At 66.4% G+C, this 16795-nt stretch carries 13 protein-coding genes; all 13 read left to right on the top strand.

Translation table 11 applies throughout. The annotated features are described in order from the left end of the window. Nucleotides 1-330: a cell division protein FtsL gene (gene ftsL / locus AC04MI_RS12010; protein ID WP_121941978.1), complete on the top strand. Its 330-nt coding sequence runs from the start codon at nt 1-3 to the stop codon at nt 328-330. Continuing rightward, nucleotides 327-2072, top strand: a complete 1746-nt coding sequence (locus AC04MI_RS12005) for a peptidoglycan D,D-transpeptidase FtsI family protein (RefSeq protein ID WP_116748936.1) — start codon at nt 327-329, stop codon at nt 2070-2072. The genes ftsL and AC04MI_RS12005 overlap by 4 nt, the downstream gene beginning before the upstream one ends. Then, nucleotides 2072-3586, top strand: coding sequence for a UDP-N-acetylmuramoyl-L-alanyl-D-glutamate--2,6-diaminopimelate ligase (locus AC04MI_RS12000; RefSeq protein ID WP_436078429.1), 1515 nt, complete (start codon nt 2072-2074; stop codon nt 3584-3586). The genes AC04MI_RS12005 and AC04MI_RS12000 overlap by 1 nt, the downstream gene beginning before the upstream one ends. Further along, nucleotides 3577-5055 (top strand): UDP-N-acetylmuramoyl-tripeptide--D-alanyl-D-alanine ligase, encoded by a 1479-nt coding sequence (locus AC04MI_RS11995; RefSeq protein WP_436078430.1) that lies wholly within the window; start codon nt 3577-3579, stop codon nt 5053-5055. Before AC04MI_RS12000 ends, AC04MI_RS11995 begins: the two co-directional genes overlap by 10 nt. A gap of 39 nt (nt 5056-5094) precedes the next feature. Further along, nucleotides 5095-6273 (top strand): phospho-N-acetylmuramoyl-pentapeptide-transferase, encoded by a 1179-nt coding sequence (gene mraY / locus AC04MI_RS11990; protein ID WP_015012552.1) that lies wholly within the window; start codon nt 5095-5097, stop codon nt 6271-6273. Next, the gene (murD, locus tag AC04MI_RS11985) at nt 6270-8246 is read left to right on the top strand and encodes a UDP-N-acetylmuramoyl-L-alanine--D-glutamate ligase (RefSeq protein WP_436078431.1); all 1977 of its coding nucleotides are present in this window, start codon (nt 6270-6272) and stop codon (nt 8244-8246) included. Before mraY ends, murD begins: the two co-directional genes overlap by 4 nt. Next, nucleotides 8243-9511 carry a putative lipid II flippase FtsW gene (gene ftsW, locus AC04MI_RS11980; protein WP_436078432.1) on the top strand — a complete coding sequence of 423 codons (1269 nt, stop codon included), beginning with the start codon at nt 8243-8245 and terminating at the stop codon, nt 9509-9511. Before murD ends, ftsW begins: the two co-directional genes overlap by 4 nt. Then, nucleotides 9508-10578 (top strand): undecaprenyldiphospho-muramoylpentapeptide beta-N-acetylglucosaminyltransferase, encoded by a 1071-nt coding sequence (murG, locus tag AC04MI_RS11975; protein ID WP_436078433.1) that lies wholly within the window; start codon nt 9508-9510, stop codon nt 10576-10578. Before ftsW ends, murG begins: the two co-directional genes overlap by 4 nt. Beyond that, complete coding sequence (murC, locus tag AC04MI_RS11970) at nt 10575-12008, top strand: UDP-N-acetylmuramate--L-alanine ligase (RefSeq protein ID WP_099731223.1); 1434 nt, start codon at nt 10575-10577, stop codon at nt 12006-12008. Before murG ends, murC begins: the two co-directional genes overlap by 4 nt. Continuing rightward, nucleotides 12005-12994 (top strand): D-alanine--D-alanine ligase, encoded by a 990-nt coding sequence (locus tag AC04MI_RS11965; protein WP_056646738.1) that lies wholly within the window; start codon nt 12005-12007, stop codon nt 12992-12994. Before murC ends, AC04MI_RS11965 begins: the two co-directional genes overlap by 4 nt. After that, a complete protein-coding gene (locus AC04MI_RS11960; RefSeq protein ID WP_099731221.1) occupies nt 12994-13797 on the top strand; it encodes a cell division protein FtsQ/DivIB in 804 nt (267 codons plus the stop codon). The genes AC04MI_RS11965 and AC04MI_RS11960 overlap by 1 nt, the downstream gene beginning before the upstream one ends. 107 nt (nt 13798-13904) lie before the next feature. After that, on the top strand, nt 13905-15134 hold the full coding sequence (gene ftsA, locus AC04MI_RS11955; protein ID WP_015012559.1) for a cell division protein FtsA: 1230 nt from the start codon (nt 13905-13907) through the stop codon (nt 15132-15134). Between the two features lie 151 nt (nt 15135-15285). Next, a complete protein-coding gene (ftsZ, locus tag AC04MI_RS11950; RefSeq protein WP_056059196.1) occupies nt 15286-16527 on the top strand; it encodes a cell division protein FtsZ in 1242 nt (413 codons plus the stop codon). The last annotated feature ends 268 nt before the right edge of the window (nt 16528-16795 follow it).

Genomic DNA, 16795 nt, shown 5'->3' with positions numbered 1-16795 from the left:
ATGACGCGGCTCAACGTGGTCCTGTTGCTGGCGGTGCTGGCCAGTGCGATCTATCTGGTGCACACCCAGTACGAATCGCGCCGCCTGTTCACCGAGCTGGACCGCGCCGTGGCCGAGGCCCGCCGTCTGGAGACGGAGCACCAGCGCCTGCAGGTGGAAAAGCGCGCCCAGGCCACGCCGCTGCGGGTGGAGAAGATCGCGCGTGCGCAGCTGAACATGCGCACCGCCACCCCAGCGATCACCCAGTACGTGTCTGACCCGCAAGGCGTCGCAACTGCCACCGCAGCGGCAACAGCCGCCGCTTCGCAACCCGCCGGGGTGCAGCCATGAGCCGCAGCGTGCTCTATACATCCAGCCCTTTGCTGGCCAGCAAGACGCCGGTCTGGCGCAGCAAGTTCATCGTGGCGGTGATTGGGCTGGGCTTTCTGGGGCTGGCTGGGCGGGCGGCCTATGTGCAGGTGTTTGGCAACGCGTTCTTCCAGCGTCAGGGCGAGGTGCGTTTTGCGCGCACGCTGGAGTTACCTGCCAACCGCGGCAAGATCGTGGACCGCAATGGCCTGATCCTCGCGTCCAGCGTGCCGGCTGCCAGCATCTGGGCGATCCCCGAAGACGTGGACCAGGACAAGCCCGAGGTTCGCGCCAAGCTCAAGCAGCTGGCCAAGCTGCTGGACATGCCGCAGGCCGACCTGCTGAAAAAACTGGCGGATGAGGACAAGACCTTCGTCTGGATCAAGCGTCAGCTTGACTGGGACGTGGGCCAGCAGATCGCAGCCCTGGACATCAAGGGCATCTACCAGCGCAAGGAATACAAGCGCCAGTATCCCGAGGGCGAGGCTGCCGCACACGTGGTGGGCTTCACCAACGTGGAAGACCACGGCCAGGAAGGCATGGAGCTGGCCTTCGACAAGGAGCTGGCAGGCAAGCCCGGTTCGCGCCGCGTGATCAAGGACCGATTGGGCCGCGTGGTGGAAAGCGTGGGCGAAACCGTGCCCCCGGTCGATGGCAAGGACATGCAGTTGTCCATCGACAGCAAGGTGCAGTTCTTTGCGTACCAGAAGCTGCGCGACCAGGTCGCCGCGCACAAGGCCAAGGCGGGCAGCGTGGTGGTGCTCGATGCCCACACGGGTGAGCTGCTCGCGCTGGCCAACTACCCGAGCTACGTGCCCGACAAGCGCCAGAACCTGACTGGCGAGCAGCTGCGCAACCGTGCGCTGACCGACGTGTTCGAGCCCGGCTCGACCATGAAGCCGTTCACCATCGGCCTGGCGCTGGAGACTGGGCGCGTGCGCCCAGAGACCGTGGTGGATACCAACCCCGGACGCATCACCATCACAGGCTCCACGATCTCGGACACGCACAACTACGGCGTGCTCACGGTCGAAGGCGTGATCCAGAAGTCCAGCAACGTGGGCACCACCAAGCTGGCCATGCAGATGCCCGCGCGCGAGATGTGGGAGACCTTCTCGGCCGCCGGTTTTGGTCAGAAGCCCCAATTGCACTTCCCGGGCGTGGTGACGGGCCGCCTGCGCCCCTACAAGAGCTGGCGCCCCGTGGAGCAGGCCACCATGTCGTACGGCTACGGCCTCTCGGCCAGCCTGTTCCAGATGGCACGGTCGTACACCGTGTTTGCCAATGGCGGTCGGGTGATTCCCGCCACCATGCTCAAGACGGCCGAGCCCGCCGTGGGCGTGCCTGTTTTTTCCGAGCGCACGGCCGACCAGGTGCGCAAGATGCTGCAGATGGCCGCAGGCCCCGGCGGCACGGGCCAGAAGGCGCAGACCGTGGGCTACTCCGTGGGCGGCAAGTCGGGCACGGCACGCAAGCAGGTGGGCAAGAACTACGCCTCGGGCAAGTACCGCGCGTGGTTCACCGGCATGGCACCCATCGACAAGCCCCGCATCATCGTGGCCGTGATGATCGACGAGCCCAGCAACGGCGTGTTCTACGGCGGTGCCGTGGCCGCGCCGGTGTTCAGCGAGGTGGTGCAGCAGACACTGCGCATGATGGGCGTGCAGCCCGACATGGCCGTCAAGCCGCAGATCGTGGCCAATGCCGTGGAGGAGTCGCTGTGATGCAAGCGCCGCTCCACACCCTCCAGACTGCCAGCGACGCGGTGCAATGGCTGCGCGCGCGCGTCACCGGCGCACTGCACACCGACAGCCGCCAGATCTCGCCCGGCGACGGCTTTATTGCCTGGCCCGGTGCCGCCACAGACGGCCGCGCGCATGTGGCCGACGCCATGGTGCGTGGCGCCACGGCCTGCCTCGTCGAACTGGCGGGGGTCGAGGCCTTCGCTTTTGCGGGCGACCACATGGCGGCGCTGCAAGGTCTCAAGGCCGCCACAGGGCCCATCGCCGCCGAATGGTTTGCACAACCCACGCAGCAGCTGAAGGTGCTCGCGGTGACGGGAACCAACGGTAAGACCAGCACGGCGTGGTGGCTCGCAGGTGCTCTGAATGTGCTATCGAATGAGGCGCAATCAGGGCAAGATCAATGTGCGCTGGTGGGTACTTTGGGCATGGGACTGCCACCCGCGCTCACCTCCACCGGCATGACCACGCCCGACCCGGTGCGGTTGCAGCGCGCGTTTGCCCAGTTTGTGGCGCAAGGCCTCGGTGCCTGCGCCATCGAGGCTTCGTCGATTGGATTGGCCGAGGCCCGGCTCGACGGCACGCACATCCACGCGGCCATCTTCACCAACTTCACGCAAGACCACCTGGACTACCACGGCAGCATGGCCGATTACTGGCTGGCCAAGCGGGCGCTGTTCGACTGGCCGGGCCTGCAGGCCGCCATCATCAATGTGGACGACCCCGCAGGCGCCCAATTGCATGGCGGGCTGAAGGGCAGTGCACTGGATCTGTGGAGCGTCTCGGCCCAGGGGGCTGCGCGCCTGGCGGCGCAGGACATCACCCTGGGCGACCAGGGTCTGTGTTTCACGGTGGCCGAGGGCTCTGACCGGCAGCTGCTGCAAACCCGCGTGATCGGCCAGTACAACGTGCTGAACCTGCTGGGGGTGCTGGCCACGCTGCGCAGCCTGGGTGTGCCGCTGGACCGCGCCGTGCGCGCCTGCGCCAGCCTGCAGCCCGTGCCGGGCCGCATGCAGCGGCTGGTGGCGGTGGGCCAACCCCTGGTGGCCGTGGACTACGCCCACACCCCCGACGCTTTGGACAAGGCCCTGCAAGCCCTGCGCCCCCTGGCCACCGAGCGTGGCGGGCGGCTGTGGTGCGTGTTCGGCTGCGGCGGCGACCGCGACGCGGGCAAACGCCCGCTGATGGGTGCCGTGGCCCAGCAGCAGGCCGACCAGGTGCTGGTGACCAGCGACAACCCCCGCAGCGAAGACCCGGCCGCCATCCTGCACCAGATCCTGCAGGGCACGATTGCCGGTGGCACCGTGCGTGCCGAGCCCGACCGTGCGGCCGCCATCGCCCAAGCCATTGCCGAGGCCGCACCTGCCGATGTGGTGCTGATTGCCGGCAAGGGCCACGAAGACACCCAGGAGACGGCAGGCGTGCGCGTGCCGTTCTCCGACATGGCCCACGCGCAGGCTGCGCTGCAGGCCCGAGGAGCCCACACATGGGCATGAACCCCATTACACCCGTCATGACACTGCAGCAAGCCTGGGCGCTGCTGCAGCCGCGTATTCCCGCCGCCCGACTGGTGGGCGATGGCGCCACACCGCTGGCGCGTGTGCACACCGACACGCGCACCCTGCAGCCGGGCGATCTGTTTGTGGCGCTCAAGGGCGAGCGTTTCGATGCCAACGCCTTCCTGGCCGATGCTCGTACGGGCGGTGCCGCTGCAGCCATTGCACACGGTGGCTTGGAGGCAGCCGGTTTGCCCGGCATCGAAGTGCCCGACAGCCTGGCTGCGCTGGGCGCACTCGCCACCGGCTGGCGTACGCAGTTCCACCTGCCGCTGATCGGCGTGACGGGCAGCAATGGCAAGACCACGGTGACGCAGATGATCGCGTCCATCCTGCGTGCTTGGCAGGGTGAGGCTGCGTTTGCCACGCAGGGCAATTTCAACAACGACATCGGTGTGCCGCTGATGCTGATGCGCCTGCGCGCCAGCCACCGCGCCGCCGTGATCGAGATGGGCATGAACCACCCTGGCGAGATCGCCACGCTGGCCGCCATGGCCCAGCCCACGGTGGCCTTGGTCAACAACGCGCAGCGCGAGCATCTGGAGTTCATGCATACCGTCGAGGCGGTGGCCCGCGAGAACGGCTCGGTGTTTGCCAGCTTGCCCGCCGATGGCGTGGCCGTGTTCCCGTCAGGGGATGCCTACACGGGCCTGTGGCAGTCGCTGGCTCTGGGGCGGCCCGGCCGCCGCACGGTGACCTTTGGTGATGGCGGCGATGTTCGCTGTGCGCAGGCCGCGTGGGAGCGCGGCGCCTGGGCGGTCACCCTGGCCACACCACGCGGCGAGATCACGACCCGCCTGCACATCGCTGGCCGCCACAACGTCACCAACGCGCTGGCAGCCACGACGTGCACGCTGGCAGCGGGTGCACCCGTCGCGGCCATTGCCCAGGGGCTGCGCGACTTCACACCGGTCAAGGGCCGTTCGCGCGCTTTCAGTGTGACCGTCGCGGGCCGCGACATCACGGTGGTGGACGACACGTACAACGCGAACCCCGATTCCATGCACGCTGCCATCCAGGTGCTGGCCGAACTGCCAGGCCCGCAACTGCTGGTGATGGGCGACATGGGCGAGGTGGGCGACCAGGGGCCACAGTTCCACACCGAGGCCGGCGCACTGGCCCGTGAGGCTGGTATCTCCACGATGTATGCGCTGGGCGCGCAGTCGGTGCACGCCGCGTCGGCGTACGGCGACGGGCAGGGTGGTGTTGCCCGGCATTTCAACGATATGAGCGCACTGCAGGATGCGGTGCGCAACGCCCTGCCCACGGTGGGCAGCGTGCTGGTCAAGGGATCGCGATTCATGAAGATGGAACAGGTGGTCGAGGCGATCAGCGCCGCCGCACTGCCCCCAGAACAACAACAAAGGCCGATCAACCCACGGGAGGGACACCATGGCGCAACGCATTGATATTGCCCGTACGGTGCCAGCCCATGCCGGAGGTGCCTCATGCTGCTGATGCTGTCGCAATGGCTGCAGGGCCTGTCGCCCGAGTTCGGCTTCTTTCGGGTGTTCCAGTACCTCACGTTCCGTGCGGTGATGGCCGCCATGACGGCGCTGCTCATCGGGCTGGTGGCCGGCCCTAAGGTGATTCGCATCCTCACCTCGCTCAAGATCGGCCAGCCCATCCGCGGCTATGCGATGCAGTCGCACCTGTCCAAGAGCGGCACGCCCACCATGGGCGGTGTGTTGATCCTGTTGTCGATCGCCATTTCCACCCTGCTGTGGTTTGACCTGTCCAACCGCTTTGTGTGGATTGTGCTGATCGTCACGCTTGGTTTTGGCGCCATCGGCTGGGTGGACGACTGGCGCAAGGTGGTCAACAAGGACCCCGAGGGCATGCGTTCGCGCGAGAAGTACTTCTGGCAGTCGGTGATCGGCCTCATGGCCGCGTTGTACCTGGTGTTCAGCATTTCTGAAAGCTCCAACGCCAAGGTGTGGGAACTGTTCGTGGGCTGGGTGCAGTCGGGCTTTTCGCTGGACCTGCCCCCCAAGGCGGGGCTGCAGTTGCCCTTCTTCAAGGAAGTGAGCTACCCGCTGGGCGTGCTTGGCTTCGTGATCCTCACCTATCTCGTCATCGTGGGCTCCAGCAATGCGGTGAACCTCACCGACGGTCTGGACGGCCTGGCCATCATGCCCGTGGTGATGGTGGGCTCGGCGCTGGGCGTGTTTGCTTATGTCACCGGCAGCTCGGTGTATTCCAAGTACCTGTTCTTCCCTCACATTCCGGGTTCGGGCGAGTTGCTGATCTTCTGCGCTGCCATGGCGGGCGCGGGCCTGGCTTTCCTCTGGTTCAACGCGCACCCCGCCCAGGTTTTCATGGGCGACGTGGGGGCACTGGCGCTGGGCGGAGCCCTGGGCACCATCGCCATCATCGTGCGCCAGGAGATCGTGCTGGCCATCATGGGCGGCATCTTTGTGGTCGAGGCCCTGTCTGTGATGCTGCAGGTCACCTGGTTCAAGTTCACCAAGAAGCGCTATGGCGAAGGCCGCCGCCTGCTCAAGATGGCGCCCCTGCACCACCACTTTGAAAAGAGCGGCTGGAAAGAAACGCAGGTGGTCGTGCGCTTCTGGATCATCACCATGCTGCTGTGCCTGATTGGCCTGTCCACGCTGAAACTGCGATGAACCCGAACGATCCTCTTGTCCCTGACCCCCTCGGCACGTCTGAGGCCATGCCCCCGTTGGCAGGGGCTGGGGTGGATGCTGCCGGTGCTCCAGAGGTCGACCCTGGCGGGCAGGATGCTGCGCCCGCGGTACCCGATGTGAGTCCAGGGCAGGACACTGCGGCATCGGGCAGCGAAGTGCCAGACGGCGTGCCTCCCGCAGAGGTCACTGAGGCGGTCCCAGGTGCGCCGGCAGGAAAGAGCACCAGCACTGCCTGGAACCCCGAGGCCGTGCCTGCTGTCTCCGCCGCGAAAGCCGCAGCGGATTTTGTGGCGCAGATCTTTGCAGAGGTGGCGGCTCCTGAGTCGGGAGCCGCTGACAGTGTGGGCGCTGCAGACACCGCAGAGGCCGACGAGCCCATGACGCCGGACGTGCCTGCAGGCCCCGCGCGCGAGGGCGTTGCGAACCTGCTGCAAGGCCAGCACATCCTGATCCTGGGCCTGGGCGCCTCGGGCATGGCGATGGCACGCTGGTGCGTGCGTTGCGGCGCGCAAGTCACTGTGGCCGACACGCGCGCCGCCCCGCCGCAACTGCCCGCACTGCAGCGAGAGCTGCCCCAGGTCCGTTTTGTGTCGGGCGCATTCGATGCCAGCCTGGTACAAGGGCAGAATCTGCACGCGGTCTATCGTTCGCCAGGGTTGAGCCCTGAGGCAGTTGCTCCTGTTTTCGAAGCGGCTCGTGCAAACAACATCTGCGCTGGCGGTGAGCTGAGTCTTTATGCCATGGCCCTGGCAGCGCTGCGCGAATCGCACGCGTATGCCCCCGCCGTGCTGGCTATCACCGGGACCAACGGCAAGACCACCGTGACCTCGCTCACCGGACAGTTGGTGGAGCGCTCTGGCAAACGCGTGGCCGTGGCCGGCAACATCGGTCCGACCCTGCTCGACACACTGGCAGAACACCTGGATGCAGACACCTTGCCCGACGTGTGGGTGCTGGAACTGTCGAGCTTTCAGCTGGATGGCGTGAATGGGGGTGAAGGGGGCTTCGAGCCCACGGCCGCCACGGTGCTCAACATCACGCAGGACCACCTGGACTGGCACGGCAGCATCGAGGCCTATGCTGCGGCCAAGGCGCGCATCTTTGGCCAGACGGGCTTGATGATCCTGAACCGCGAAGACGCTGCGGTGATGGCCATGCTGCCGCCACCCGTCAAGGTCAAGCTGCAAAAGCCGCAGGTGCGCGCGCACCTCACCTTTGGTGGCGACATGCCCCGGCGTCCGGGCGACTTTGGCATCGAGGTGGTGAGCGGCATGCCCTGGCTGGTGCGCGCCATGGACGCGGACGAAACCCGAAAGCGTGGCCGCAACGAGGTCGAAGAGGACCTGCACATCCAGCGGCTCATGCCGGCGGATGCCCTGCGCATCCGGGGCCGCCACAACGCCACCAACGCATTGGCCGCGCTGGCTCTGGCCACGGCGGCGGGTTGCCCGCTGGCGCCCATGCTCTACGGCCTGCGCGAGTACCGGGGCGAGCCGCATCGTGTGGAGCCCGTGGCCATCATTCACGGCGTGGAATATTTTGACGACAGCAAGGGCACCAACGTGGGCGCCACGGCGGCTGCGCTGGTGGGGCTGGGCGCGGAGCGGCGTTTGGTGGTCATTCTGGGCGGAGAAGGCAAGGGGCAGGACTTTGCGCCCCTGGCAGCCCCCGTCGCACGTTATGCACGTGCGGTGGTGCTGATTGGCCGCGACGCACCGCTGATCCGCGCTGCGCTCCAGGACGCTGGCGTGCCGTTGCTCGATGCGGACACCTTGCCTGAGGCCGTTGCACTGGCCGCGCAGCGCGCCCATTCTGGCGATGCGGTGCTGATGTCGCCCGCCTGCGCCAGTTTCGACATGTTCAAGGACTACGAGCACCGCGCCCAGGTCTTTTGCGAGACCGTGCGGGCGATGGCCGACGATGCGGGCCAGTCGGCGGAGGGCATGCAATGACGGCACCCGCCAGCACCTTGTTGCAACGCGTGACCGGCTGGTTCGGTGGCCTGCCTGGTAAGGCGGCCGACGTGTTGCCCGTGCGCGTGGGCGGCACCGAGTACCGGCAGTCGTCCAGCACGCCCGCGAGCGTGCTGGGTTTTGACCAGGCCTTGCTCTGGGTGGTGGTGGCACTGCTGGCGTGGGGGTTGGTGATGGTGTATTCAGCGTCGATTGCCATGCCGGACAACCCGCGCTTTGCCAACTATGCGTCCACCCATTTCCTGACCCGCCACATGATGTACCTGGTGGTGGGGTTTGTGGCGGCGCTGCTGGCGTTCCAGGTGCCCATGGCGCTCTGGGAGCGGGTGGCGCCCTGGTTGTTCATCGTGGCCTTGCTCATGCTGGTGGCTGTGCTGATTCCCGGCGTGGGCAAGGTGGTCAATGGCGCGCGCCGCTGGCTGTCCATCGGCCCCGTGGGTTTCCAGCCCTCCGAGGTGGCCAAGTTTGCGGTGCTGATCTATGCCGCCGACTACATGGTGCGCAAGATGGAGGTGAAGGAGCGCTTCTTCCGCGCCGTGCTGCCCATGGGCGCAGCGGTGGCCATCGTCGGCGTGCTGCTGCTGGCCGAGCCCGACATGGGCGCCTTCATGGTGGTGGCCGTGATTGCCATGGGCATCCTGTTCCTCGGCGGTGTGAATGCCCGCATGTTCTTCCTGATCGCAGGGGTGCTGGTGGGTGCCTTTGCGCTGATGATCGCCAGTTCGCCCTGGCGCCGCGAGCGCGTATTTGCGTACCTGGATCCCTTCAGCGAACAGCATGCACTCGGCAAGGGCTACCAGCTATCGCACTCGTTGATCGCCATCGGACGCGGCGAGGTGTTTGGCGTGGGGCTGGGGGGCAGTGTGGAGAAGCTGCACTGGCTGCCCGAGGCGCACACCGACTTCCTGATGGCCGTGATCGGCGAAGAGTTTGGTCTGTTGGGCGTGGTTGCGCTCATCGTGCTGTTCCTGTGGATGACCCGCCGCATCATGCACATCGGCCGCCAAGCCATTGCGCTGGACCGCGTGTTCGCGGGGCTGGTGGCGCAGGGCGTGGCGATCTGGATCGGTTTTCAGGCCTTCATCAACATGGGCGTGAATTTGGGCGCGCTGCCGACCAAGGGGCTCACGCTGCCACTGATGAGTTTTGGCGGGTCGGCGATTTTGATGAATCTGGTGGCGCTGGCGGTGGTGCTGCGGGTCGATTACGAGAATAAGCTCCTCATGCGGGGAGGTCGCGTATGAGCACGCAGAAGACCGCCCTCATCATGGCTGGTGGAACCGGCGGCCACATCTTCCCCGGCCTGGCCGTGGCCGAGGAACTGCGCGCACGCGGCTGGCGTGTGCACTGGCTGGGCGCGCCCGGCAGCATGGAGTCGCGCATCGTGCCGCAGCACGGCTTTGTGCTGGAACTCATCGATTTTTCGGGCGTGCGCGGCAAGGGACTCGTCACGCTGGCCCTGCTGCCCCTGCGCCTGCTGCGTGCGTTCTGGCAGGCGCTGCAGGTTGTGCGCCGTGTGAAGCCCGACGTGGTGGTGGGCCTGGGTGGCTACATCACCTTTCCGGGCGGGATGATGGGCGTGCTCGCGGGCAAGCCCCTGGTGCTGCATGAGCAGAACTCGGTGGCAGGCATGGCGAACAAGGTCCTGGCGGGTGTGGCCGACCGGGTGTTCACCGCCTTCCCCCAGGTGTTCAAGCAGGGCCAGTGGGTGGGCAACCCCCTGCGCACCGCCTTCACGCAGCAGCCGGGCCCGGCCGAGCGGTTTGCAGGCCGCAGTGGTCCGCTGCGCCTGCTGGTGGTGGGCGGTAGCCTGGGAGCGCGTGCGCTCAACGAGATCGTGCCCCAGGCCATCGCATTGATGCCGGCTGGCCAACGACCCACCGTGGTCCACCAAAGCGGTGCGGCACAGATCGATGCCCTGCGCGCCCACTACGCCGCCGCAGGGGTCGAGGCAGAGCTGACGCCATTTATCGACGACACCGCTAGCGCGTTTGCAGCGGCCGACATCATCGTCTGCCGGGCGGGTGCGAGCACCGTCACCGAGATCGCGGCCGTGGGCGCCGCGTCTATCTTTGTCCCCTTCCCGTCGGCCGTGGACGACCACCAGACCACCAACGCGCAGTTCCTCGTGAACGCAGGAGGCGGCTGGCTGGTGCAGCAGCGCGACCTGACGCCGCAAGGACTGTCTGAAATGCTATTGAAATTAGAGCGGCCCACACTTGTGGATGTAGCGCTCAAGGCCAAAAACATGCAAAAAATCAACGCCACCCGCGAGGTGGTGACTGCCTGCGAGGAGTTGGCCCAACCATGAAACATGCGATTCGCCACATCCATTTCGTAGGCCTGGGCGGCGCCGGCATGAGTGGCATTGCCGAAGTGCTGTTCAACCTGGGTTACCGCATCTCGGGCTCGGACCTGGCCGACAGTGCCACGCTGCGCCGCCTGGCAGACCTCGGCATCAAGACCTGTCTCGGCCACGCGGCAGCGCACATCGATGGTGCCGATGCCGTGGTCACGTCCACAGCCGTCACTTCGGACAATCCTGAAGTGCTGGCCGCACGCGAAAAGAAGATCCCCGTGGTGCCGCGCGCACTGATGCTGGCCGAACTGATGCGCCTGAAGCAGGGCATTGCCATCGCGGGCACGCACGGCAAGACCACCACTACCAGCCTCGTGACCAGCGTGCTGGCCGAGGCGGGGCTGGATCCGACCTTCGTCATCGGCGGCAGGCTTAACAGCGCGGGCGCCAATGCCAAGCTGGGCAGCGGCGACTACATCGTGGTCGAGGCCGATGAGTCCGACGCGTCGTTCTTGAACCTGCTGCCCGTGATGGCCGTGGTGACCAACATCGACGCCGACCACATGGAGACCTATGGCCACGACTTCGGTCGGCTCAAGGGCGCGTTTGTCGATTTCCTGCACCGCATGCCGTTCTACGGCACGGCCATCCTGTGTGTGGACAGTCCCGCTGTGCGCGACATCCTGCAGAGCGTGACCTGCCCCATCACCAGCTACGGCTTCTCTGAAGACGCGCAGGTGCGCGCCATCAACGTGCGCGCCGAGGCGGGCCAGATGCGCTTCACCGTGCAGCGGCGCAACGGCGTCACGCTGCCCGACATGGAAATCGTGCTCAACCTCGCGGGCGAGCACAACGTGCTCAACGCGCTGTCGGCCATTGCCGTGGCGGTGGAGCTCAACATCCCCGACGACGCCGTGCAGCGCGCGCTGGCGGGCTTCAAGGGCGTGGGCCGACGCTTCCAGCGCTATGGCGATCTGCCCGCGAAGGACGGCGGCACCTTCACCGTCATCGACGACTACGGCCACCACCCTGTGGAGATGGCTGCCACGCTGGCGGCCGCACGCGGTGCGTTCCCCGGGCGGCGCCTGGTGCTGGCCTTCCAGCCGCACCGCTACACCCGCACGCGCGATTGCTTTGAAGATTTCGTCAAGGTGATCGGCCATGCCGACGCGGTGCTGCTCACCGAGGTGTATGCCGCAGGCGAGGCGCCAGTCGTGGCCGCCGATGGACGCTCGCTAGCCCGTGCCCTGCGTGTGGCAGGGCGTGTGGAGCCGGTGTTTGTGGACAACGTGGCCGATCTGCCCCAGGCCATTGTCGACAACGCACGCGCGGGCGACGTGGTGATGTGCATGGGAGCCGGCTCCATTGGCGCAGTGCCCGGCAAGGTGGTTGAGATGCTACAAAATAATGAGCTGAGAGCGCATGAAGGGAGCGCACTATGACCCTTCCTGAATCGAATATCGATGTGAAGTCGCTGGGCAAGGTCGCCGTCCTGATGGGCGGGGACTCGGCCGAGCGCGAGGTGTCGCTGATGTCGGGCAGCGGCGTGCTGCAGGCGCTGCGCTCGCGTGGGGTGGATGCCCATGCGTTTGACCCCGCACAGAACGCGCTGGGTGATTTGAAGCGCGACGGCTATGCGCGCTGCTTCATCGCGCTGCACGGCCGACATGGCGAAGACGGCACGGTGCAGGGCGCGCTGGAGCTGCTGCGCATCCCCTACACCGGCCCCGGCGTGATGGCCTCGGCCATCGCCATGGACAAGGTCATGACCAAGCGAGTATGGCTGGCCGAGGGCCTGCCCACGCCCCGCTATGTGTGGCTGGCTCCCGACCGGCAGCAGCGCGAGGTGGTGCGCACCGTGCCCGACGAGCTGGGCCTGCCGCTCATCGTCAAGCCGCCGCGCGAAGGCTCGTCCATCGGCGTGACCAAGGTGCGCGGCTATTCGGACATGCAGGAGGCCGTGCAGCTCTCTGCCCAGTACGACCCCGACGTGCTGTGCGAAGAGTTCATCGAAGGCGAAGAAGTGACCTGCCCCGTGCTGGGCCAGGGCGCCAGTGCCCGTGCGCTGCCAGTGATCCGCATCGTGGCGCCCGATGGCGCCTACGACTACCAGAACAAGTACTTCACCGACGACGTGAAGTACCAGTGCCCGAGCGGCCTGCCCGAGGCCGAAGAGCGCGAGATCCAGCGCATCGTGTTGGAGGCTTACCGCACCCTGGGCTGCCGGGGCTGGGGCCGTGCCGACCTGATGATCCGCGCGAGCGACCGCAAGCCCTTCCTGCTGGAGATGAACACATCCCCTGGCATGACGGGTCATTCGCTGGTGCCCATGTCGGCCCGCGCCTCGGGCATCAGCTACGAAGAGCTGTGCCTGCGCATCCTCGCCGATGCGGCCCTCGACACGCCCGCAAAACCAAAGGCCGCCTGATGACCCAGACGCTGCCCGCACCCCTGGACGTCAAGCTCATGAACCTGACCGCGTCGGTCCTGTTCGTGGGCTGCGCCCTGGCCGTGCTGGCGGCGGGAGTGGGGTGGGTACTGCGCTACCCCGGCTTTGCCATCGCACGCATCGTGGTGCAGGGCGAACTGGTGCACAACAACGCGGTGACGCTGCGGGCCAACGTGGCGCCGCACCTGGTGGGCAACTTCTTCACGGTGGACCTGCGCGCGGCGCGCGAGGCCTTCGAGCAGGTGCCCTGGGTTCGCCGCGCGCAGGTGCGGCGGGTCTACCCCGGTAGCCTGCGCGTGGAGTTGCAGGAGCACGACGCCGTGGCGTATTGGGGCCCGGACACCGGCTCGGCGCTGGTCAACAGCCAGGGCGAAGTCTTCGAGGCCAATGTGGGCGACGTGGAGCAGGAGGGCCTGCCGCGCCTGCAGGGGCCTACAGGCAGCTCGGCCGAGGTGCTGCAGATGTATGGGCTGCTGGAGCCAGTGTTCAAACCTCTGGGCCTGGACGTGGAAGAACTGCAGCTGACCGGGCGAGGCGGCTGGCGCGCCACCCTCGACAGCGAGGCCGTGGTGGAGCTGGGAGGCGGTACGCCGCAGGAAGTGGTGCAGCGCACGCAGCGTTTTGTACGCACCCTGACCCAGGTGGCCGCGCAGTATGGCCGCCGCGTGGACGCGCTGGAGTCTGCGGACCTGCGCCACGCAGGGGGCTACGCCCTGCGCCTGCGGGGTGTGACCACAGTGACTGCAGACGCAACCGGCGCGACGGCCGTGCGCAAGAGGTAATGGTATGAGGCAAGACAGAGCAAGACGCAGCACTCTGCGGGCCCCGAGAGGGCGGTGCGAGGGGTTGGCGGGACAGTGGGACAGAACCGAGAAGGGCAGAGACTGATATGGCAAGAGAATACAAAGACGTCGTCGTGGGGCTGGACATTGGCACCGCCAAGGTCATGGCTGTGGTGGCCGAGGTTCTGCCCAATGGCGAGCTCAAGCTCGCAGGCTTGGGCGTGGCCCCGAGCAACGGTCTCAAGCGTGGGGTGGTGGTCAACATCGATGCCACCGTGCAGAGCATCCAGCAGGCGCTGAAAGAGGCCGAGCTGATGGCGGACTGCAAGATCCAGCGCGTCTACACCGGCATCACGGGCAGCCACATTCGCGGTCTCAACTCCAGTGGCATGGTGGCGGTGAAGGACAAGGAAGTCACTTCGGCCGACGTGGCCCGCGTGGTGGAGACGGCCAAGGCCATCAACATCAGCAGCGACCAGCGCCTGTTACTGGTGGAGCCGCAGGAATTCGTGATCGACGGGCAGGATGTGAAGGAGCCCATCGGCATGAGCGGTATCCGCCTGGAGGCCAAGATCCACATCGTGACCGGCGCGCAGAGCGCGGCCGAGAACATCATCAAGTGTGTGCGCCGCTGCGGCCTGGAGGTCGAGCAGCTCATGCTCAATCCGCTGGCCAGCAGCCAGGCCGTGCTCACTGACGACGAGCGCGAGCTGGGCGTGGTGGTGGTGGACATCGGCGCGGGCACGACCGATGTTGCCATCTTTACGGGCGGCGCGATCCGCCACACCGCGGTGATTCCGATTGCGGGCGACCTCATCACCAGCGACATCGCCATGGCACTGCGCACGCCGACCAAGGACGCCGAGGACATCAAGGTGGAAAGCGGCTACGCCAAGCAACTGTTGGCTGACCCCGAGGCGCAAGTGGAAGTGCCCGGCCTGGGCGACCGCAGCCCGCGCATGCTGAGCAAGCAGGCGCTGGCCGGTGTGATCGAGCCGCGTGTCGAAGAAATCTTCTCGCTCGTGCAGCAGGTGGTGCGCGAGTCGGGCTACGAAGAAGTGCTGTCGTCGGGCATCGTGCTCACGGGCGGCAGCTCGGTCATGCCGGGAATGATCGAACTGGGCGAGGACATCTTCCTCAAGCCCGTGCGGCGCGGCATACCGAAGTATTCCAGCGCCCTGGCTGACATGGTGGCCCAGCCCCGTGCAGCCACCGTGATGGGGCTGCTGGAAGAAGCGCGCCTGGCACGTCTGCGCGGCTTCAAGGTGGCTCAGAAGAGTGGGTCCATGAAGACCGCATTCGGGCGCTTCAAAGATTTCATCGTGGGGAATTTCTGACCATGAAATACCCCCTGTGGCTAGCGCGTGGAAGCCCTCACCAGATACCGCGCGAGCGATGGCGATGTACAGGACCGCCACGCACTACAAGAAAAATGATCCCATCTCTCAATTGGCAATTGCATACGAATTTAGAACCAGGAGCTCCAAGATGACCATCGAAATGATCGAAGCCGAAGAATTCAACCAGGGCACCCAGATCAAGGTGATCGGTGTGGGCGGTGGCGGCAGCAATGCCGTCGAGCACATGATTGCCCGCAGCGTGCAGGGCGTGGAGTTTGTCAGCGCCAACACCGATGCACAGGCGCTCACGCGCAGCTCGGCGCACCGCGTCATCCAGCTGGGCAACAGCGGCCTGGGTGCTGGGGGCAAGCCCGAGAAAGCCCGCGATGCGGCTGAGGCGGCGGTGGCCGATATCCGTGAAGCCATCTCTGGCGCCCACATGCTGTTCATCACGGCGGGCATGGGCGGCGGCACGGGCACGGGCGCTGCGCCCGTGATCGCGCGCGTGGCCAAGGAGATGGGCATCCTGACGGTGGGCGTGGTCACCAAGCCTTTCGACTGGGAGGGCGGTCGCCGCATGAAGAATGCGGACGATGGCCTGGCCGAACTTGAAGCCAACGTGGACTCGCTGATTGTTGTGCTCAACGAGAAGCTGCTGGACGTGCTGGGCGACGACATCACCCAGGACGAGGCCTTTGCGCACGCCAATGACGTGCTCAAGAACGCTGTGGGCGGTATCGCTGAGATCATCAACGAATACGGCCAGGTGAACGTGGACTTTGAAGACGTGCGCACCGTGATGGGCGAGCCCGGCAAGGCCATGATGGGCACGGCCACGGCCAGCGGCCCAGACCGCGCACGCATCGCAGCCGAGCAGGCCATCGCCTGCCCGCTGCTCGAAGGCATCGACCTGTCGGGCGCCAAGGGTGTGCTGGTGCTGGTCACGGCCAGCAAGGGCAGCCTCAAGCTGTCCGAGTCACGCCAGGCCATGAACACCATCAACGCCTACGCATCGACCGACGCGCACGTGATCTTCGGCGCTGCCTATGACGAAAGCCTGGGCGACGAGATCCGCGTGACCGTGGTGGCCACGGGTCTGTCGCGTGCCAATGCGCGCCGGCAGCCCATCTCGGTGGTGCAGGGTGGCCTGCGCACTGGTACGGACAACATGGCCTACCAGATGCCTGTCGCCGGTGTGGGTACGCTGGGTGGTGCCGTGGGCGTGCAAGGCGGTCACACGGGCAGCGCGCAGGCCGACTATGGCAGCATGTCGGTGCCCAGCGTGTGGCGTACCAACCGCACGCAGGCCGCAGCCCGCGTGGATGCCCTGTCGTCCGGCGGTATGGATGACCTGGAAATCCCCGCCTTCCTGCGCAAGCAAGCGGACTGACAACCGCGCTGATCGCACCCTGCGGCCCCCTCCCGGGGGCTGCAAGACAAAAGCCCTGCCGGCGCAAGCTGGCAGGGCTTTTTGACTGGGAGAACGTCAGCAGGCTCTCAGGCCTGGGCCGCCCCAGGCCTCTGAGTGGTCAGAAAGATTCCCAGTCATCGTTATTGTCAGCCGCAGGCTTGGGGCTGCTTGCCTTGGGGGGCAATGCCGCCGCTGGCGCGGGTGAAGGCGCAGCAGCACGAGGGGCTGCCGGCGCCTTGGCCAGGGC

This window comes from Acidovorax sp. LjRoot204, from assembly GCF_056175785.1.
Note: the sequence above shows the minus strand (reverse complement) of the source record. Positions and strands in the feature narration are given on the sequence as shown.